Raw genomic sequence first — 19452 nt, 5'->3', positions numbered from 1 at the left:
AGCGCGGGGGCGCGGGGTTGGCGGTGTCAGTCGGGTGGGTTCCAGGCCGCCATCTCCTCGCGGAAGGTCGGGCAGCCGACGATGTCCGTCCGGCTGCACCGGAGGGCGTGGGTGAGGAGTTGCTGAGCGTGGTCGAGGTCGATCCTGCGCCGCTCGATCTCGGCGATCTTGGCGTGGATCATCGCCTGCCTGCGCGGCTGGTCCTGCTGGAACTCCCTGACCTCGGCCAGGCTCAGCCCGGCCTGCTGGAACGTGCGCAGCAGCACGATCCGCTGCACGGCCTGCGGCGGGTAGCGGCGCTGTCCGCTCCGGCGTTCGGGGGCGGGCAGCAGGTCGTGACGCTCCCAGAAGCGGATGGCGGAGGCGGGAACGCCGGTGGCCGCGGCGAGCTGACCGATCGTCATGAGCACGGCGTACCGGCCCCCTTCGACGTCCTCCTGCGGCGCCCGTCCGGCGCTTGACTTGAACCTTAGTTCAAGTCGCAGGGTGGTCGACACGTGCAGCGGGGCGAACGGGCCGCCGCTGGAAGGACACGGGAGACGAAGAGATGACCAGCACGCCCGCGGCGCAGAGCCGGGCCCACCAACTCGTCGAAGCCGCCCGGCAGCTCTTCGTGGCCGGGGTGATGTCGCACTCCGGCCACGCCAACCTGAGCGTCCGGCTCGACGCCGACCGCTTCCTGCTGACCCCGGGGTTCGTCCGCGACCTGGAGCCGCACCAGTTGGCGACCGTCGGGCTGGACGGGCAGGTCCTGGAGGGGGAACTGCGCTCCGTCAGCGCCGAGATCACCACCATGCACAGCGTCGTCTACCGCGCCCGTCCGCACGTGGGCGCGATCATCCACACCCACTCGCCCGCCGCGACCGCCTTCGCGGTGGCCCACCGGCCGCTGCCGTGCCGCACCGAGCCGATGCTGCGCTTCGGACAGCCGGAGGACGTGCCGGTGGTGCCCTGGGGACCGCGCGGGTCGGACGTGTCGGTCCGGGGCATCGCCGAGGTCCTGGAGCGGCGCCCGACGACGGCCGCGGTCCTCCTGGCCAACCACGGGCTGCTGGTGTTCGGTCCGGACGCGGCGGCGGCCGGGCACCTCGTGGTGGCCATCGAGGAGAGCGCCCGGGCCGAGATCGACGCGGCGGCGATCGGCGGGGCCGTGGACTTCCCCGCGGGCGCCCTGGAGGACGTCCGGGCCTCGATCGCACGGGTCTCGGCGTGAACGACACCACGGGTATGGCGGGTATGGCGGGTATGGCTGATACGGCGGCCGGTGCGGCCGGAGTGACCGGCGAGCGCACCGCCGTCGAGCGTTCCGAGGCCCTGCGGGAGCGTTACCGCAGCACGCTCGGGGCCGTCCCTCCCGCCGTGGAGGACCGGCTGCGGGTGGCCCGGGCGTTCGGGCGGCTCGCCACCGAGGAGGCGTTCACGGCACTGCGCGACCTCGTCCTGGCGGACAGCCCGCTCGGCGGTCGGGTGCAGCAACTGGTCCACTTCGGGCAGCTGCTGGCCCTCGGTCGGGCGGAACCGGCCCGGATCCACGCCCGGGGCGCGCTCCACGCGGGCGCCGGGATCGCCGACCTGATCGGGGTCGCGGAGACCGCGCTCATCACCTCCGGTACGCCGTCCTACGCGCTCGGCCTGGAGATCGTCGTCGAACTCCTGCCGGACGACCACGGCCCGGCCGCCTGACCGCCGGGCAGGGCCTAAGCCCGTTCCAGGAGCCGGAGTCGTGCCAGGGCGGCGTTCGCCCGGGCGGTGAGGTCGGTACGGTCGGCCTCGTGGTGGGCGACGGCCAGGGTGACGGTCCGCGGCCTGGACTCCCACCGGTACTTGCCCGGTGCGGCCCGGCGCAGGTGGACGAAGGTGCCGACCTGGTTGGTGACGAAGGACAGCTCCAGGCGCGGGAGGTCCCGGTCGCCCCGGGTGGGGTCGGTGAGGAACAGCGACTGGTGGCCCTGGTGGTACTGCTCGGACTCCGGGATGCGCTCGTCGATCACCCGGGCGGAGCGTTCCACGTAGCCGAGCCCGGCGAAGGCCGCGACGGTGGCGCGCACCGCGGGGGTCGGCGGGACCCGCAGGGGGATCCGGTGGCGGATGCCGCCCTTCCGGGGCGGGGTGGTGCGCAGCCAGGCCCGGACGGCGACCTCGAAGTCGAAGGCCCGGCCGTCGTACTCGGTGAACGGGCACTCCCAGGACAGCGACCCCCGGAACCCCGCCTGCCGTTCCTCGCCGGGGGCCAACGTGCCGGAGGTGACGTCGACGACGAGCCCGTGGATCGTCATCTCGAAGCGCTTGCCGCGGTGGCTGTAGGCGTCGGCGACCAACCGCATCTCCAGGTCGTCCAGGACCAGGCCCTGACGTCCGGCCCGCACCAGTACCCGTCCGGCGATCCACCGGTCGGTCAGTTCCGGGTCGTCCAGCAGCAGTTCGACCTCGGGCGGCTCGGGCAGGTCGGACGGATCCGTCTCGGACGCGTCCCCGGACCTGCTGCGCTCGGCCACCGGCAGCCCCTCCCCCTCGGTGCGGTCAGGGGGCGAGCATAGCCGGGCGTGGCGTTCCCGGCGGTGGGCCTGCCCGTCCGGCCCGACGGGCCCCCGCGGCCGGTCCGGCGCTAGGCTTTGCCCGAACTTTGCCGGGGGAGGCGGACGATGGGGCTACGGAAGCTGTTCGGGGGCGGCGACGGGGACGACCGGGGGCCGCGGATCGACACGGTGATCGCCACTGTCCTCCCGCGGCCCGGGCAGCGGATCGACGGCGAGGTGCTGTTCCGGGCCGGCTGGCGGAAGCTCCCGATCCACGACCTGAACCTGGACGTGGTCAGCAAGGCCCGCGAGTGGGACGGCAGCACGATCGACTGCCACGAGGTCGCACTCCGTCCCGAACTCGTGTGGTTCGACGTGGAACGGCACACCGACCGGCAGGTGGGTTTCCACGGCCGACTGCCCTGGCACTGCCCCGTCACCGAGCTCACCGGCCGGTCCACCGGCGTCGACCTGGCGCTGGTCACCACCCTCGGCTACGACTCGGACGACGTCCGGGACCTCGACTTCCTGCACGTGGCGGCGCTCCCGCTGCACGAAGCGGTCATGGACGCGCTCCTGGCGGAGGGCTACCACTTCACCGGCTCCGAACTGCTGAGGGCGGTCGTACCGGGCATCGAGCACCGCAACCCGCAGACCCAGCTCTTCTACCTGGAGGACCCGACCGGCGACCCGGCCGGATTCCCCGCGCTGGAGGTCGCCTTCGTCACCAACCCGGTGGGCGCGACGGTGTTCGTGCGGCGGGCGGCCCGCCACCTGTTCTGGTGGGAGGACCGGCCGCCCGCGGTGTCGTTCCCCGTCGCCCACCACGAGGCCGTGGCGGACGGGGGCCGGGTGGTCGGGAGCGGGACGGGTGGGAGCGGGACGGGTGGGGATGGGACGGGTGTGGATGGGGCGGGTGTGGATGGGGCGGACGGGAGCGGGGCGGTCGACCTCGGCCCGAGGGTCCGTGATGCGTTGGCCTCGCTCGCGGTGCTGGACCGCTCACCGCGCTGACCGGCTCCGGTGATCGTTGCGGCGTACGATGCGCGGCGTGGAGGGCGAACGGGGGCGGGACGTCGGGCCGCGCGTGGTGCGGGTGCTGGTGGTCGCGGTGGCTGCCGCGCTGGCCTCGGCCCACCTGCTGAAGGGGCTCGGTCGGGTACCCGCGGAGCCGGTGGCGGGGGTGGCGGTGGTGGCCGGATGCCTCGGCCTGGTGGCGTTGCAGTCGCGGCACCGCCGGGACGTCCCCGGGTGGGCGGGCTGGACCGCCGTGGAGTTGGTGGTCGCCCTCCTGCTGGTCGGTCCGCTCGGCGTGTCGGTCGGGCTGCTGTGCCTGCCCGCCGCCTCTCTGCTGCTGGAACGCCGACTGCTGTCACTGCTCCTGCTGTTCGCCGGGGCGGGGCTGATCGAGACGCTCCGGGGCACGGGTCCGCGGGACACCGTCGACCTGCTGCTGACGATCGCGCTCGGCGGCACCATGCTCTACGCCGTCATCACGCTCGCCCGACTGGCGGACCGCGTCCGAACCGCCCGGCTCACCCTCGCCGCGTCCGCGGTCACCGACGAGCGGCTGCGGATCGCGTCGGGGCTGGTCGGCGCCCTGGACGCGGGACTGGCCGAGATCAGCGACCTGGCGGCGCGCCGGGACACTTCGGTGCCGGACGAACAGACCTCGTCGGCGCGCCGGCACACTTCGCTGCTCAACGAACAAAGCCCGCCAGCGCACCACCACACTTCGCCGCTCGACGAACAAACCCCGTCGGCACACCACCACACTTCGCCACCCAGCGAACAAAGCCCGCCAGCACGCCACCACACTTCGCCGCTCGACGAACTGATCTCGTCCGCACGCCACACCCTGGCCGCCGCCCGGGCCACCGCCGCGGAGTTGCGCAGCCTCTCGCTGGCCCCGGAGGCGGCGAGTGCCCGGGCGCTGCTGGCGTCGGCGGGTGTCGTGGCGGATCTGCGGATCGGGCACCGTGAGCCGCTCGGTCCGGCTGGGACGGTGCTGGCGACGGTGCTGCGTGAGGCGGTCACGGCGGTGGTGCGGGTCGGGGACGCCCGGCGGTGCGAGGTGGCGACCGAGGAGCGGGCCGGGCGGGTGGTGCTGCGCGTGGTGAGTGACGGCGTGCCGACGGCGGCGCTCGGTGCGGATCTGCTGGACGGTCTGGCGGAGCGGGTCCGGGCGGTCGGTGGCCGGTTGACGGCGGGCCTGGAGGCGGACGGGCGCTTCGCCGTGGAGGCGTCGGTGGTCGCGACGCCCGCTCCGCCGCCCGTGGACCCGCCCGAGTTGCGGACCGCGCTCGGCCTGTACTGGTTCCTGCTCGCCGTGTTCTGCCTCCGGGTGCTGATGTTCGTCCCGTCGTCGCGGCTCGCCCTCGGCGTGGTGTGCACGGCGCTGTTCTGCGCCTTCCAGGTCCGTTTCTCGATCCTGGACGCGACCCGGTACGCCCGCCCGGCCCTGCTGGCCTCGACGGCGCTGGCCCTGCTGCCGCTGCCGTGGCTGGGCCGGAACTGGATCGGCGCGGCCGGGATCCTGGCCGGTTCGCTGCTGTTCGCGCTGCCGCTGCGGGCGGGGGCGACGGCGGCCGGTGCGGTGGCGGTGGCCACCGGGGTGATCGGCGGAACGGTCGGCGGGGACGGCATCCGGTCCGTGCTGCTGACCACCGTCAGCGCGCTGGTCACCTGCACGGTGGTGTACGCGGTGCTGCGACTGGTCCGGCTGGTGCGGGAGTTGCAGCGGGCCGCGGCCGGGCTGGCCCGCGCCGGGGTGGTCGCCGAACGCCTGCGCGCTGCACGGGACTTGCACGACCTGCTGGGGCACGGCCTGGCCGCGATCCTGCTGAAGGCCGAGCTGGCCCGGCGGCTGGTGGAGGCCGATCCGCCGCGCTGCCGGGCCGAGTTGGCGGACATCGGGCGGCTGGCCGAACGCGGGCGGGCCGAGCTCGGCGCGCTGGCGGGCGACGGCCCTCGGCTGACGTTCGGCAGCGAACTTTCTTCGGCGGCAGCGGTGTTGGAGGCGGCCGCGATCACGGTGGAGCTGGAGGAGGAGCCGGTACCGCCCGAGACGGGGGCGGTGCTGGGTGTGGTGCTGCGCGAGGCGGTGACCAACGTGCTGCGGCACAGCCGGGCCGCGCACGTCCGGATCGCCGTCTCGACGGCCGCCGGGGCGGTCCGCCTGGAGGTGGAGAACGACGGCGTCCCGGAGGGTGTCACCGCGCCCGGGTCCGGGATCGGCGGCCTGTCGGTCCGGCTCGCCGAGGCGGGCGGCACCCTGACGGCCGGCCCGGACGACGGCTGGTACCTGCTGCGCGCCGAAGTACCGCTCCGCGCCGGGGTACCACCGCGCGCCGAGATGCCACTACGCGCCGGGGCCCCGCCGCACTGACCCGGCGGAATGCGGTGGAATGCGGCGAAACGAAACGGAACGGGGCAGGTCAGAGCCAGCCCGCGTCCCGGGCGATCCGTACCGCGTCCGTCCGGTTGCGGGCGTTCAGCTTGCCGACGACGGCGGTCAGCACGTTGCGCACCGTGCCGGTGGACAGGTGCAGCCGGGCGGCGATCTCGGGCGGTTCGGCGCCCTCGGCGAGTTCCCGCAGGACGTCGTTCTCGCGCGGGGTGAGCGGGTTGTCCGCCAGGTCCCAGGCGGCGACGGCCAGCGTGGGGTCCAACACCCGTCCTCCGGAGGCGACTTGGCGGATGGCGGCGAGCAGGTCGGCGGGCGGGGCGGTCTTCAGCAGGAAGCCGTCGACCTTGGCGTCCAGGGCCCTGCGCAGCAGTCCGGGGCGGCCGAGCGAGGTCAGCATCAGCGTGCGGCAGTCAGGGAGTTGCTGCTTCAGCGCGGCGGCGGCCTGCATACCGTCCAGCCGTCCGGGCATCTCGATGTCCAGCACCGCCACGTCCGGCCGGAAGACCAGCGCCCGCGGGACGACGTCGTCGGCCGAGTCGGCCTCCGCCACGACCTCCAGATCGGGCTCCAGTCCGAGCAGGGCCACCAGGGCGCCGCGCACCACGTGGTGGTCCTCGGCCAGCAGGAGTCTGATCATGTCCCGACCCTACCCGTGACGAGGTCACGGGTGGCGCGTGTTCCCGTCCCTGGGAAGGGAGTTCGCAGGTCGGCAGGCTGGAGGCATGAGCGAAGCGATCACTCTGGACGCCGTGAGCAAGGTCTACGGCAAGGGGCGGGGCGCGGTGGCGGCCCTGCGCGAGGTGACGGTGCGGCTGCCCCGGGGCGGCTTCACCGCCGTGATGGGGCCGTCCGGTTCGGGCAAGAGCACCTTCCTGCACTGCGCGGCGGGCCTCGACCGTCCGTCCTCCGGCACGGTGCGCCTCGGCGACACCGACCTGTCCCGGCTGAGCGAGACGGAACTGACCGAACTGCGCCGCGAGCGTGCCGGGTTCGTGTTCCAGGCGTTCAACCTGATCTCCGCGCTGACGGTCGAGCAGAACATCACCCTGCCGCTGCGGCTGGCCGGGCGGCGGGCGGACGCCGGGCGGTTGGCCGAACTCGTCCGCCGGGTGGGCCTGCAGGAGCGCACCGGCCACCGGCCGGGCCAGCTGTCCGGCGGCCAGCAGCAGCGGGTGGCGATCGCCCGGGCGCTGCTGCCCGGCCCCGAGGTGGTGTTCGCCGACGAGCCGACCGGCGCGCTGGACACCATGACCGCCCGCGAGGTGCTGGCGCTGCTGCGGCAGACCGTCGACGAGCTCGGCCAGACCGTCGTGATGGTCACCCACGACCCGGTCGCCGCGTCCTACGCCGACGAGGTGCTGTTCCTGGCCGACGGCCGGGTCGCCGACACCATGACCGACCCGACCGCGGCGAAGGTCGCCGACCGGATGATCCGCCTGGGAGCGTGGAACCGATGATGCTGGGACTCGCCCTCGCCACCCTCCGGCACCGCAGGGCCGGTTTCGCGGGCGCCTTCGTCGCCCTGTTCTGCGCCGCGGCCCTGGTCTGCGGCTGCGGGACGCTGCTGGTCACCGGCCTGTTCGGCACCGTCCGGCCGGAGCGCTGGGCGGCCGCGCCGGTCGTCGTCTCCGGCGACCAGGAGGTGCACGCCACCGTCGACAAGGGCAAGGGGAAGACCAAGGAGAAGGCCAAGCCGATCGCCGGACGGGCCTGGGTGCCCGCCGCCCTCGCCGAGCGCATCGCGGCCCTGCCGTCGGTGCGCGGCGTGGCCACCGAGGTGACGTTCCCGGTGCTGCTGCCCGGCGGTCCCACCGACGGTTCCTGGGGCCACGGCTGGGAGTCCGCGCCGCTGGCCGGGCTCACCCTCGCCGCCGGACGGGCGCCCGCGGCCGCCGACGAGGTCGTCCTGGACGCCGCCACCGCGGTCCGCACCCACCTGGCGCCCGGCGCCACCACCACCGCCCGGACGGCCGCCGGGGCGCTGGACCTGCGGGTGGTCGGCGTCACCGCCCAGGGGTTCGACAGCCAGGCCGCGGTGTTCTTCTCCCCCGACCGGGCCCGGGCGCTGGCCGGGCACGACGGGCTGGTCAGCGCGATCGGCGTCTTCCCGGCCGACGGGGCGACCGCGGCCGGGACCGCCGCCGACGTACGGGCGCTGCTGGCCGACGCCCCCGCCGGCCCGTCCGGCCCGGCCGCCACCGCTCCGACCGCGGTGGTCCGCACCGGTGACGACCGCGGCCGGGCGGAGTTCCCCGACGCGGCGGGTGCGGGGGTGCGCCTGGTCAGCACCGGCGCCGTGCTGGCCGGCACCTCGCTGCTGGTCGCGCTGCTGGTGGTGGTCGGCACCTTCGGCCTGTCGATCCAGCAGCGGCAGCGGGAGATCGCGGTGCTGCGGGCGGTGGCCGCCACCGGTCGGCAGGTCCGGAAGATGATCGGCGGCGAGGCGCTGGCGGTCGGCCTGGCTGCGGGTGTCCTCGGTGCCACCGCCGGTCTGCCGCTGGGCGGTTGGCTGCACGGGCGGTTCGTCGCCCTGGACGTCGTCCCGGCGAACCTGCCGGTCGTGCTCTCGCCCTTCCCGGTGCTGGCCGCCGCGGCCAGCACCCTGCTGGCGGGCTGGGGCGCGGCCCGGGTCTCGGCCCGGCGCGCCACCGCCGTCAAGCCGGTCGAGGCGCTGGGCGGGGCGGAGCTCAGGCCGCCGCGGTCGGGTGCGGCCCGGACCGGGTTCGGGGTGCTCGCCACCGCCGGGGCCGTGGTGCTCACGGCGCTGCTGACCGTCCTGCACTCCGACCAGGCCGCGACGCCGGTCTGCTTCCTCGCCGTCCTGCTGTGGTGCACCGCGCTCGCGCTGTTCGGCCCGCCGGTGGCCCGGGCCGGGACGGCCGTGCTGGGCCTGCCGCTGCGGGCGTCCCGGGTCGGTGGATACCTGGCCGTCCACCAACTGCGGGCCGGAGCACATCGGTTGGCCTCGGTGGTGACACCGCTGACGCTGCTGGTCGCGATGGCCTGCACCGTCCTGTTCACCCAGACCACCACCGACCACGCGGCCGCCGTCCAGCGCGACCGGGGCACCGTCGCCGACTTCACGGTCGGTCCGCGCGTCCCGGCCGACGCCGCCGCGGCGCTCGCCGCCGCCCCCGGCGTGCGGACCGTCACCCGCGTCCTGCACAGCCAGGTCCGTGACGGGCTGACCAGGCGCAGTGTCCAGGCGGTCACCCCCGGGCGGCTGGCCGACACCCTCGACCTGGACGTCACCGCGGGCGACCTCGACCGGTTGACGGACGGCACGGCAGCGGCCGCCGACGGGCTGGGCTACCGGCTGGGCCAGCGCGTCCGGCTGACCCTGGCCGACGGCACGCCGACCGAGGTGACGGTCGTCGCGCTGTACGCCCGCGGCCTCGGCTTCGGCGACCTCACCCTGGCGCACGACCTGGTCGCCGCCCACGTCGACGTGCCGCTGGACGACGAACTGCTGGTCCGCGGCCAGGGGTTGACCCGCTCGGCGCTCACCGCCGCGCTGCCCGGCGCCCCCGGGCTCGGGGTGCTCGACCACGCCTCCGCCACGGCCGCGTCCGCCGCCGGGAACCGGACCGGCGCCCAGGTCGGGTACGTCTCCCTCGGGCTGATCGTCGCCTTCGTCGCGATCGCCGTCCTCAACACCCTCGCGATGGGCATCGCCGACCGCCGCCGGGAGTTCGCGGCGCTCGCTCTGATCGGCGCCACCCGCCGCCAGATCCGGCGGATGCTCGGCTGGGAGACCGCGGTCGCGGTCGTCCTCGCCGGCGGGCTGGGCCTGGCCGTCGCCTTCGCGGTGCTCGGCACGTACGCCGAGGGCATCACCCGCGGCACCGCCGGGGCCGCCGCGCCGCTCACCGAACTCGCCCTGGTCCTGCTCGGCACCACCGCCCTGGCCGCGCTCGGCACCTGGCTCCCCGCCCGCGCCGCGCTGCGCGGCCTGCGACGGCGGCGGCGGGCGTGAGCACCGTCCGCCACCGCCACCACCCGGCCCGCCACCACCACCCGGCCCGCCACCACCACCCGGCCCGCCACCACCCGGCCGCCGCCCCGCTCAGGTCCCGTCCCGGAGGGCGCGCCAGCCGAGCAGGGTGGTGGCGGCCAGGGCGGCGGCGGACAGCAGGAGGCCGGCCCGGGGGCCGCCGAGTTGGACGGCGGCGGAGACCAGCAGGCCGGTGACGGGCAGGGTGCCGGGCAGCGCCATCGACCAGGCCGCCATGACGCGGCCGCGGACGGCGTCGGTGGAGCGGAGCTGGACCAGGGTGTTCGCCGCGGTGACGAAGCGGATCCCGGCGAACCCGGCCGCCGCGACGGCCGCGAAGGCGACCGGCGGGTTCGGGCTGCCGGCCAGCAGGAGCGTCAGCAGGGCGGTGGCCAGCGCCAGCCTCCGGACCTGCCGCCCGGTGGGGTCGCCGCCGCCCGCGGCCAGCACCGCGCCGGGCAGCGCGCCGAGGCCGAAGGCGGCCATCAGCGCCCCGTAGCCGCCCCCGCCCAGGTGCAGGGCCCGGGAGGCGAACACCGGGAGGGCGACGCCGAGGTTGAAGAGCGTCCCGGAGGCGGCGGCGATCGGCAGGCAGGCCCGGATCGGCGGGTCCGCCCGCACGTAGCGCAACCCGTCGCGGACGGCGCCCCGCACCCGGGGGGCCCGCGCCGCAGGAGCGGGGGTGACGGCGGCGGGCCGGACGGCCAGCAGGACGGCGAGCGGCGGGACGTAGGCCAGCGCGTTGGCCAGGAAGCAGGCCCAGGCGCCGACGGTGCCCAGCAGCACGCCGCCGAGCGCGGGGCCCAGGACGCGGGAGGCGTTCATCGTCACCTCGTAGAGGCTCACCGCGCCCGCGATCCGCCCGGCACCGACCAGGTCGACCACGTACACCTGCCGGGCGGGGGCGTCGAAGGCCGTCACCACGCCGCCGAGGAAGGTCGGCAGGAGCAGGACGGGCAGCGGGGGCCGGAGCGGGGCGAGCAGGGCGAGGGTCAGCCCCAGGAGGACGGAGGCGGCCTGGGTGGCGATCAGGATCCGGCGCCGGTCCGCCCGGTCCGCCAGCGCACCGGTCCACGGTCCGAGCAGCAGCAGCGGCACCCAGGTGACGATCGTGACCACGCCCAACCACCAGGCGCTGTGCGTGCGTTGGAGGACCAGCCAGGACAGCGCCACGGTCTGGGTCATGGCACCGGAGGCGGACAGCACCTGGGCGCCGAACCACCAGCGGAAGGCGGGCGTGCGCAACGGCTGCCCGATCCTGGCCAGCGCGCCACCACGGGCCGACACGCCGGTACGGCCCGGCGCGCCGGTACGGCTCGGCGCGTCGGTACGAGAGGCGTCGCCCCGTACGTGCGGTCCCGCGTCCGCGTCCGCGTCCGTCCCCATCCGCCCGCCCTCCCTCCCGCTCCCACGCTCCCGCCACGCTGCGCGCACGCACCAGCCAAGCACCGTCCGGGCGGGCCCGGGTGGGGGCCGGTCGAATTCCGGCCGTTGGCGACGCGCCCGGGACAGGGGGCCGCGAGTGTTGCGGACATGCCCACAACGCGCCTAGCGTGAACGGCTGTTGATCCATTCACGTGGAGCGATCCATTCGGCATGGAGAGGCACGACCTGATGACCCGTCACGTCAGAACGACCCTGCGGGCGGCCCTCGCCGCCGGACTGCTCGTCACCGGCGCGCTGGCCGGGGCGCCGGGCGCGTCGGCCGCCGCCGCGGCACCGGCCGTGCTGAACGCGTCCGCGTACACGCTCAGCGCCGACTACCACCAGTTCGACGCGCTCGACTCGGCCCTGGTCTCGACGCTCGGGACCTCCCCGGTCCACACGGTGATGGACAACGCCAACCACGACCGGCAGGGCCTGGCCTCCGGCTTCTCGGTCGCCGGGCTGTCCACCGGCTTCCGCTTCGACGACGGCGACGACTCCGACTGCCAGAGCTACCCCCAGGGCATCACCACCAGCCGGGACGCGGTCGGCACCGCGAACAGCGGCAACTACGACGGCCACCAGCTGGTGCTGGTCAGCTGGTACACCAAGGACGCCTGCGGCGGCAACCAGGAGCGCAGCCGGATCACCCTGGTCGACTGGGACGCCACCTACCCCAACAAGTACCGCAAGGTCCTGCTGGTCGAGCCGACCGGCACCACCGCGGCGCCGAGCTTCAAGGACATCCCGATCCACGCGGGCGGCGTCTCCTGGTACGGCGACCACCTGTACGTCGCCGACACCGGGGTCGGCATGCGGGTCTTCGACATGCGCAGGATCCTGAACACCGACACCGGCGGCACCGCCGACCAGATCGGCCGGTACGGCTCGGTCTACTACGCGCACAACTACGCGTACGTGCTGCCGCAGGTCGGCACCGTGACCGCGCAGACCACCGACCCCGACAAGCTGGCGTGGTCGTCGATCTCGCTCGACCGGGTCAGCAAGTCGATCGTGATGACGGAGTACACCTGCCCGGCCGGCTCCGGCTGCACCTCCTACCCGAACCGCCCGCCGCGGGCCGTCCGCTTCCCGTTCGCCTCCGGGGCCACCACCTTCGCCGCGACGACGACCGCGAGCCAGGCCCTCCGGCTGCCCTGGTACAAGCTGAACGGCGTCGCCTCGCACAACGGCCGCTGGTGGTTCAACTCCTCCGGCCAGAAGCAGCTCTACTACTGGACGCCGACCGCGGGCCCGTCCACCTTCGCCTGGGTCGGCGGCGGCGAGAGCATCTCCTACTGGGAGGACAGCACCGAACCCGACCTGCTCTGGTCCCTGCAGGAGACCCCGGGCAACCGCAACGTCTTCGCGGTCACCCAGGCCACCTACGGCGGCGGCTGATCCCCTTCCGCTCCCCTTCTCCGGCTCCCCTCCCGGTCCCCTCCCGGTCCCCTTCCGGATCGGTGACGGGGCAGCGGGACCCCGGGCGGGGGGTCAGGCCGTGTAGGGGGTGTGCTCGCGGCCGGCCCGGAGGGTGCGGGCCCACCAGGTGAGTTGGTCGAGCATGCGCTTGGCGGCGCCGTTGGCGGCGGGGGCGTCGTGAGGTCGGCCGTCGGCGTCGAACTTCTCCCAGGCCATGTGGAAGCTGAGGCTGTCGCGGACGGTCGCGGCGTGGAGCTCGGCGAAGACCTGGCGCAGGTGCTCGACGGCGCGCAGGCCGCCGCCCATGCCGCCGTAGGAGACGAAGGCGACCGGCTTGGCCTGCCACTGGCTGTAGTGCCAGTCGATGGCGGCCTTCAGCGAGGCCGGGTAGGAGTGGTTGTACTCGGGGGTGACGACGACGAAGGCGTCGGCCGCCTCGATGCGCGGGGTGAGGGCCGCGACGCCGGGGGTGGGCTCGCCGGTCAGGCGGTGCGGAATGTCGGCGTCGGCGAGGTCGATCACGTCGACGTCGAACTCCCCGTAGGCGCGGGCCTGTTCGGCGAACCAGTGGGCGACGGTCGGGCCGAAGCGGTTCTCGCGGGTGGAGCCGATGACGACGGCGAGCTTCAGGAGTGCGGGGGTGGCGGTGGCGGTCATGGTCGGGCGGTCCCTCCGTGGTCGGGCCGTCTGCGGCGGCCGGGGTTGACGTCGAGAACGCTACGGAGGCGGGCGCCGGGCCCGCATCCGTCGGATGACCAGGTCCGGCGCGGGGGCGGCGACCCGGTCGTCCGACGGATGCGGCGGGGCGGGGGCGGTTCGTAGCGTCGGCGGCATGGACGACACCACACGGATGCGACGGGCCGGGAGCGGCCGGACCGACGGAACCGCCGGAACCGACCGGATCGACGGAGCCGCCGGAACCGACCGGACGAGGAGCGGGAGCGGGCGGCAGTCACTGACGCTCGGGGTGGTGCTGCTGGGCATGCTCACCCTGTCGATGTCGATGTCCGGCACGACCGTGGCGCTGGCCGACATCGGGGCCGAACTCGGCGCGTCCGGGTCCGCGTTGCAGTGGGTGGTGACCGGGTACTTCCTGACCGCGTCGAGCTTCATGCTGCTGTTCGGCTCGCTGGGCGACCTGGTCGGACGGCGCCGGACCTACCGGACGGGCGCGGTGCTGTTCGCGCTCGGCCTGGGCCTGGGCGCGCTCGCGCCCGGCATCGGGTTCCTGGACGCGGCCCGGGCGCTGGCCGGACTGGGCGCGGCGGGCGTGATGGCGGGCGGCGGGGCCCTGCTCGCCTCGGCCTTCCGGGGCGCGACCCGGACCAGGGCGTTCGCCGCGCTCGGCACCACCGGCGGGGTGGGGCTGGCGCTCGGTCCGACCCTGACCGGCGCCCTGGTCGGGTCGGTGGGCTGGCGGGTCGCGTTCGGCCTGTTCGCCGCCGTCGGTCTGCTGGTCGCGGTCGGCGCCGGGGCCGCGGACGAGGTCCGGGCGGCCGGTCGGACGAAACTGGACGGGGCGGGCGCCGCCCTGTTCGTCCTCGGACTGGGCCTGCTGATGGCCGGGGTCACCCAGGGCCCCGCCAACGGCTGGACCGACCCTCCGGTGCTCGCCGCCCTCATCGCGGGTCCGGCCCTGCTGGCGGCCTTCGCGGTGCGGCAGGCCCGCACCGCGCACCCCCTGCTCGACCTGACCCTGGTGCGCGACCGCCACTACCTGGCGTGGACGGTCGCGGGCCTGGCGGCGGCCGTCGGGTTCGCCGGATCGCTGACCCACCTGCCCACGTACTTCCAGGGCGTCGACGGGCTCTCCGCCGGGCGGGCCGGTACGGCGATGCTCTGGCTGACCGCGCCCGTCCTGGTCGCACCGCTGCTGGGCGGTCGGCTGCTGAACCGCGGCGTCCCGGCCCGGGCCGTCATCACCGGGGCCCTGGCGCTGGTCGCGGCCGGCAACGCCTGGCTGACCGTCCTCGAACCGGGCGCGGGCACCGCCCGGCTGGCCGGGCCGCTGCTGGCCGTCGGCATCGGCACCGGGCTGGCCAACGGCATCGTCGACGGGCAGGCGATGAACCGGGTCGGCCCGGACCGGGCCGGAATGGCCGCCGGGCTGCTCAACACGGTGCGCGGCGGCGGACAGGCGATGGTGATCGCCGCGCTCGGGGCGGCGCTGCTCACCCTGGTCACCTCCCGGGTCGGCTCCGCGCAGGTGGCCGCCGAGGTGGTCTCCGGCCACTTGGCCGGTGGCGAACGGGCTTTCCTGGCCGCACAGTTCACCTCCGCCTGGCACACCGTCCTGTGGGCCGTCGCCGCCCTGGTCGCCCTCGCCCTGGCCGCCGTCGCCACCCTGCTGCGCCCTGACGGCCGCCCGAACACCGGCTCCCACCCGGCCACCGGCACCCACCCGGCCACCGGCACCCACTCGACCGCGACGCACCGCACGAAGGCCGCGCAGAGCGCCAACTAGGCTGCTTCGCATGCTGCACGGACGCACGACGGAGACCGCCGCGATCGACCGGTTGCTCGACGACGCCCGGGAGGGGCGCGGCGGGGCGCTGGTTCTACGGGGCGAGCCGGGCATCGGCAAGAGCGCGCTGCTCGACTACGCCGCGGAGCGGGGCGGACAGCGGGACATGCGGGTGCTGCGCAGCGCGGGCGTCGAAGGTGAGAGCGAACTTCCCTTCTCCGGGCTGCACTTGCTGCTCTCGGGGGCACTGGACCGGATCGGCTCGCTGCCCGGGGCACAGGCCGGAGCCCTGCGGGGGGCACTCGGCCTGCAGACGGGCCCGGCGCCCGGCGACCGCTTCCTGGCCGGGCTCGGGGTGCTCACCCTGCTGTCCGAACTGGCTGCCGAGCAACCGGTGTTGGCGATCGTGGACGACGCGCACCAACTGGACGCGGAGTCACTGCAGGTGCTGCTGTTCGCGGCCCGGCGGCTCGGCGCGGAGCAGGTCGCCGTCCTGCTGGCCGGGCGCGAGGGCGAAGGACCGGACGCGCCGGGGCTCCCCGAGCTGCCAGTGGGCCCGCTCGACGGAGCCGCCGCGGAACTGGTGCTGGCCGCGGCCCCGGGAGCGGCCGAACTGCCCGCCCCGGCCCGGGCGCTGGTACTCCGGGAGGCCCTGGGCAACCCGCTGGCCCTGCTCGAACTCCCCGCCGCACAAAGGCAGTCGGAGCACTACGCGTCCCCGTACGGAGTCGCCTGCCTGCCCGCGCACAGCCGCCTGCTGCGGACGTTCACCGAGACCGTGGCCGCCCTGCCGCCCGCCACCCGGACGGTGCTGCTGATCGCGGCGGCCGACGAGAACGGCCGACTGGACGCCGTCCTGGCCGCGGCCGGACGACTGGACGCCGGACTGGACGACCTGGAGGCCGCGGAACGGGCCCGGCTGGTGACGGTCGAGGACGGACGGGTCCGGTTCCGGCACTCGGTGATCCGCGCCGCCGTCTACCAGGGCGCCACCGCGGGCCGCCGGATCGCCGCCCACCGGGCGCTCGCCGAGTCCGTCGGGCCCGCCGGGACGCACCCGGACGACCCCGACCGGGCCCGGCAGCGGGCCTGGCACCTGGCCGCGGCCGCGACCGGGCCCGATCCCGAGGCGGCCCGCCTGCTGGAGCGGAGCGCCGAACACGCCCGCTCCCGGGGTGCGTTCGCCACCGTCGCGGCCACCTACCGGCGCTCCGCCGAGCTCACCGCCGACCCCGCCGAACGCGGCCGCCGCCTGTTCGAGGCCGCCTCCGCAGCCGCCGACTCCGGACAGCTGGAACTGGCGGACGCCCTGGCCCTGGAAGCCGTGGCGCACCTGGCCGACCCGGTGCGCCGGGCCCGGGCGGTGCGACTGCGCGCCCTCGTCGCCGACGAGCAGGACCGCTCCCGCGAAGCCCACGCGATGTTCACCGAAGCCGCCCGGGAAGCCGGGACCGCCGACCCGGAACTGGCGGGCGCCCTGCTGTTCCAGGCCGCCCAGGCCGCCTGGCACGCGGGCGACCAGCAGGCGATCGAGCGGAGCGCCGAACGGGCCGCCGCACTCGCCCTGCCCGGCGCCGACCGGATCGCCGCACTCGCCCGGCTCGCCGCCGGACAGCACCGCCTGGAACGCTCCCCGCTCGCCGACAGCGCCGCCGCCGTCCGCGAACTCCTCGACGGCACGGACGGGTCCGGCACCCCGCCCACCGCCTCCACCGACGTCGAACCCACTCGCGCCGCAGACGGGTCGGACTCCCCCGCCGTCCTGCGCGAGACCGTGCGGGTGGGCTGGTGGCACCTGTTCGACGGGCGGATCGAGCAGGCCCGCGACCTGGCCGCCGCGGTGGAGCGCCGCTGCCGGGAGACCGGAGCGCTCGGCGTCCTGGCGGTGGCCCAAATGCTGTTGGCACGAACCCAGTTGATGCTGGGACGACACCGCGACGCGCTCAGCACCGCTACCGACGGACTGCGCTCGGCCGAGGACAGCGGACAGACCCGGGTCCGGGTCTACCTCGCGACCGTCCTGGCACACCTGGCCGCCGTGCGCGGTGACGAGGACGCCTGCCGGGCCCACACCGAAGAAGCGCTGGCCCGCGGGATCGCCCCGTCCACCGTGCACGCGGGCACCGCACTGGCCCTCCTCGACCTGGGTCTCGGCCGCACCGAAGCCGCCCTGGACCGGCTCACCGCCCTCGCCGCCTCCCCCGACCGGCAGGGCATCATCGCCGCCCTGCCCGACCTCGTCGAAGCCGCCGCCCGCCTCGACCGCCCCGACCACGGCCGGGACGCCGCGACCTGGTACCGGGACCACGCCGCCCTCGGCGGCCACCCCTGGGCCGAGGCCCTGGCGCTGCGCTGCCGCGCACTGCTCGCCGACGACCCCGAGACCGCCGTCGCGCACTACGAGGAGGCCGTCCGACTGCACGGGCAGGGCGGCGGCTCCCCCTACGACCTCGCCCGTACCCGGCTGCTGTACGGCGAGCGCCTGCGCCGCCTGCGCCGCACCACCGAGGCCCGCACCCAACTACGGGCCGCCCTGCACGCGTTCGAGCAACTCGCCGCCCACCCGTGGACCGAACGCGCCCGCGGCGAACTGCGCGCCACCGGCGACAGCACCGCCCAGGCCGCCGCGCCCGGCCCGCTGGACCAACTGACCCCGCAGGAACTCCAGGTCGCCCGGCTGGCCGCGGAGGGCCTCAGCAACAAGGACATCGGCAGCCGCCTGTTCATCAGCCCCCGCACCGCGGGCTACCACCTCTCCCACACGTACGCGAAACTCGGCATCGCCTCCCGTACGGAACTGGCCCGGATCCCCTTCTGACCCGGCCCGCACCGGAGGACGGGAAGAAACGCCCAGCACGGCGCAGCGCACGACACGACACGACACGACACGACACGGCACGGCACGGCACAGGAGGAGGCACCGCAGTGGCGAACAGCGAGACCGTCGACGGCCCAGGCACCAGCCCCGGCCCCGACATCAGCCCCGGTCCCGGCCCCGGCACCACGCAGCTCCCCGAGCAGCGAACGGCCGCCGCGAGGCCGGGCCCGGGCCGCGGCGGGACGCCCCGGCGGGCGGTGGCGCGGCGGCTGGCGGTGCTGGTGCTCGTGCTGGTGGTGCTGTGCCTGCCGCCGTGGTGGACGCTGCTCGCGGCCGGCACCGGTTGGCCGCTGCCGGTGGTGCTGGCGGGCACGGCCGTGCTGGCGGCCTGGCTGGTGGGCTTCCCGTTCCTGATGGTGGCGGGGCACCGCTCGCGCTCGCGCAACGACCGGGCCGCGCGGATCGCGGACACCAGCCTCGGCGTGGTGTGGGTGCTGTGGACCTGCTCGGTGCTGGGCGCCCTGGCGGACGCGCTGCTGGCCGGGTTCGGCGTCGGCGGCACCGGCCGGGCCCGGCTGGTCGCGGCGGCCGTGCTCCTGCTGGCGGCCGTCCTGCTGACCTGGGGCCACCACGAGGCGATGCGGGTGCCCCGGGTCCGGCGGCTGGACGTCCACCTGCCCCGGCTCGGCCGCGGCCTGGACGGCACCCGGGTCGTGCTGCTGGCCGACACCCACTACGGGCCGATCGACCGGGCGGCCTGGTCCGCTCGGGTCACCGCGGCGGTCAACGCGCTGGACCCGGACGTGGTGGTGCACGCGGGCGACATCGCGGACGGCACGCCCGAGCAGCGCCGCGAGCAGGCCGCCCCGCTCGGCGCGGTCCGGGCCCGGCTGGCCCGGGTGTACGTGACCGGCAACCACGAGTACGGCAGCGAGGCCCAGGGCTGGCTGGACCGGATGGCGGAGCTCGGCTGGGAGGCCCTGCACAACCGCCACGTGCTGGTCGGGCGCGACGGGGACGCCCTGGTCCTGGCCGGGGTGGACGACGTGACCGCGGCCTCCTCCGGCCTCACCGGGCACCGGGCCGACCTGGACGCCGCCCTGGCCGGTGCCGACCCGCAGCTACCGGTGCTGCTGGTCGCCCACCAGCCCAAGTACGTCCCGCGGGCCGCGGCCGCCGGGATCGACCTGCAGCTCTCCGGGCACACCCACGGCGGCCAGATCTGGCCGTTCCGCTACCTGGTCCGGCTGGACCAGCCGGTGGTGCAGGGCCTGAGCCGCCACGGCGAGCGGACCCAGCTGTACACCAGCCGCGGCACCGGCTTCTGGGGCCCGCCGTTCCGGGTCTTCGCCCCGAGCGAGATCACCCTGCTGACCCTCCGCGCAGGCGGCGCCACCGCGTAGC

At 75.6% G+C, this 19452-nt stretch carries 15 protein-coding genes; 10 read left to right on the top strand and 5 right to left on the bottom strand.

Going from position 1 to position 19452, the window contains the following annotated elements; all coding sequences use genetic code 11:
• Positions 1 to 26: 26 nt before the first annotated feature.
• Positions 27 to 404: a MerR family transcriptional regulator gene (locus tag ACFY00_RS23095; protein ID WP_388033378.1), complete on the bottom strand. Its 378-nt coding sequence runs from the start codon at positions 402 to 404 to the stop codon at positions 27 to 29.
• 143 nt (positions 405 to 547) lie between these two features.
• Between ACFY00_RS23095 and ACFY00_RS23090 the strand changes: the two genes are divergently transcribed.
• Positions 548 to 1213, top strand: coding sequence for a class II aldolase/adducin family protein (locus tag ACFY00_RS23090; RefSeq protein WP_388033376.1), 666 nt, complete (start codon positions 548 to 550; stop codon positions 1211 to 1213).
• A gap of 32 nt (positions 1214 to 1245) precedes the next feature.
• Positions 1246 to 1683 (top strand): carboxymuconolactone decarboxylase family protein, encoded by a 438-nt coding sequence (locus ACFY00_RS23085; protein WP_388033375.1) that lies wholly within the window; start codon positions 1246 to 1248, stop codon positions 1681 to 1683.
• A 14-nt stretch (positions 1684 to 1697) separates the two neighbouring features.
• Here ACFY00_RS23085 and ACFY00_RS23080 read toward each other — a convergent pair whose 3' ends face one another.
• Positions 1698 to 2495 carry a sporulation protein gene (locus tag ACFY00_RS23080; protein ID WP_388033373.1) on the bottom strand — a complete coding sequence of 266 codons (798 nt, stop codon included), beginning with the start codon at positions 2493 to 2495 and terminating at the stop codon, positions 1698 to 1700.
• 147 nt (positions 2496 to 2642) lie between these two features.
• Between ACFY00_RS23080 and ACFY00_RS23075 the strand changes: the two genes are divergently transcribed.
• Together ACFY00_RS23075 and ACFY00_RS23070 are read left to right on the top strand one after the other, a co-directional pair.
• Positions 2643 to 3530: a sporulation protein gene (locus ACFY00_RS23075; protein ID WP_388033372.1), complete on the top strand. Its 888-nt coding sequence runs from the start codon at positions 2643 to 2645 to the stop codon at positions 3528 to 3530.
• A 37-nt stretch (positions 3531 to 3567) separates the two neighbouring features.
• Positions 3568 to 5904, top strand: coding sequence for a histidine kinase (locus tag ACFY00_RS23070; protein ID WP_388033370.1), 2337 nt, complete (start codon positions 3568 to 3570; stop codon positions 5902 to 5904).
• Positions 5905 to 5953: 49 nt separating this feature from the next.
• On the opposite strand, the gene ACFY00_RS23065 is transcribed toward ACFY00_RS23070, so the two are convergent.
• Positions 5954 to 6562 carry a DNA-binding response regulator gene (locus tag ACFY00_RS23065; protein WP_388033369.1) on the bottom strand — a complete coding sequence of 203 codons (609 nt, stop codon included), beginning with the start codon at positions 6560 to 6562 and terminating at the stop codon, positions 5954 to 5956.
• Positions 6563 to 6647: 85 nt separating this feature from the next.
• On the opposite strand from ACFY00_RS23065, the gene ACFY00_RS23060 reads away from it, so the two are divergent.
• Positions 6648 to 7382: an ABC transporter ATP-binding protein gene (locus ACFY00_RS23060; RefSeq protein ID WP_388033368.1), complete on the top strand. Its 735-nt coding sequence runs from the start codon at positions 6648 to 6650 to the stop codon at positions 7380 to 7382.
• Positions 7379 to 9901, top strand: a complete 2523-nt coding sequence (locus tag ACFY00_RS23055; protein WP_388033366.1) for an FtsX-like permease family protein — start codon at positions 7379 to 7381, stop codon at positions 9899 to 9901. The genes ACFY00_RS23060 and ACFY00_RS23055 overlap by 4 nt, the downstream gene beginning before the upstream one ends.
• Before the next feature lie 90 nt (positions 9902 to 9991).
• On the opposite strand, the gene ACFY00_RS23050 is transcribed toward ACFY00_RS23055, so the two are convergent.
• Positions 9992 to 11305: an MFS transporter gene (locus ACFY00_RS23050; protein WP_388033365.1), complete on the bottom strand. Its 1314-nt coding sequence runs from the start codon at positions 11303 to 11305 to the stop codon at positions 9992 to 9994.
• Between the two features lie 210 nt (positions 11306 to 11515).
• Here ACFY00_RS23050 and ACFY00_RS23045 point away from each other — a divergent pair, with 210 nt between their 5' ends.
• A complete protein-coding gene (locus tag ACFY00_RS23045; RefSeq protein WP_388033363.1) occupies positions 11516 to 12745 on the top strand; it encodes a hypothetical protein in 1230 nt (409 codons plus the stop codon).
• Between the two features lie 93 nt (positions 12746 to 12838).
• Here the strand turns inward: ACFY00_RS23045 and ACFY00_RS23040 are convergent, their stop codons facing one another.
• On the bottom strand, positions 12839 to 13423 hold the full coding sequence (locus ACFY00_RS23040; RefSeq protein WP_388033361.1) for an NADPH-dependent FMN reductase: 585 nt from the start codon (positions 13421 to 13423) through the stop codon (positions 12839 to 12841).
• A 175-nt stretch (positions 13424 to 13598) separates the two neighbouring features.
• Between ACFY00_RS23040 and ACFY00_RS23035 the strand changes: the two genes are divergently transcribed.
• The 3 genes from ACFY00_RS23035 to ACFY00_RS23025 all read left to right on the top strand — a co-directional run bounded on the left by ACFY00_RS23035 (position 13599) and on the right by ACFY00_RS23025 (position 19451).
• Positions 13599 to 15230 (top strand): MFS transporter, encoded by a 1632-nt coding sequence (locus tag ACFY00_RS23035; protein WP_388033360.1) that lies wholly within the window; start codon positions 13599 to 13601, stop codon positions 15228 to 15230.
• Positions 15231 to 15240: 10 nt separating this feature from the next.
• Positions 15241 to 18048 (top strand): ATP-binding protein, encoded by a 2808-nt coding sequence (locus ACFY00_RS23030; protein WP_388033359.1) that lies wholly within the window; start codon positions 15241 to 15243, stop codon positions 18046 to 18048.
• Between the two features lie 158 nt (positions 18049 to 18206).
• Positions 18207 to 19451 carry a metallophosphoesterase gene (locus tag ACFY00_RS23025; RefSeq protein WP_388033465.1) on the top strand — a complete coding sequence of 415 codons (1245 nt, stop codon included), beginning with the start codon at positions 18207 to 18209 and terminating at the stop codon, positions 19449 to 19451.
• Position 19452: the final 1 nt, after the last annotated feature.

This window comes from Kitasatospora sp. NPDC001540 (assembly GCF_042894345.1).
In the GTDB taxonomy this organism is placed as follows: domain Bacteria; phylum Actinomycetota; class Actinomycetes; order Streptomycetales; family Streptomycetaceae; genus Kitasatospora; species Kitasatospora phosalacinea_C.
This window is presented reverse-complemented; position numbering and strand designations above follow the sequence as displayed.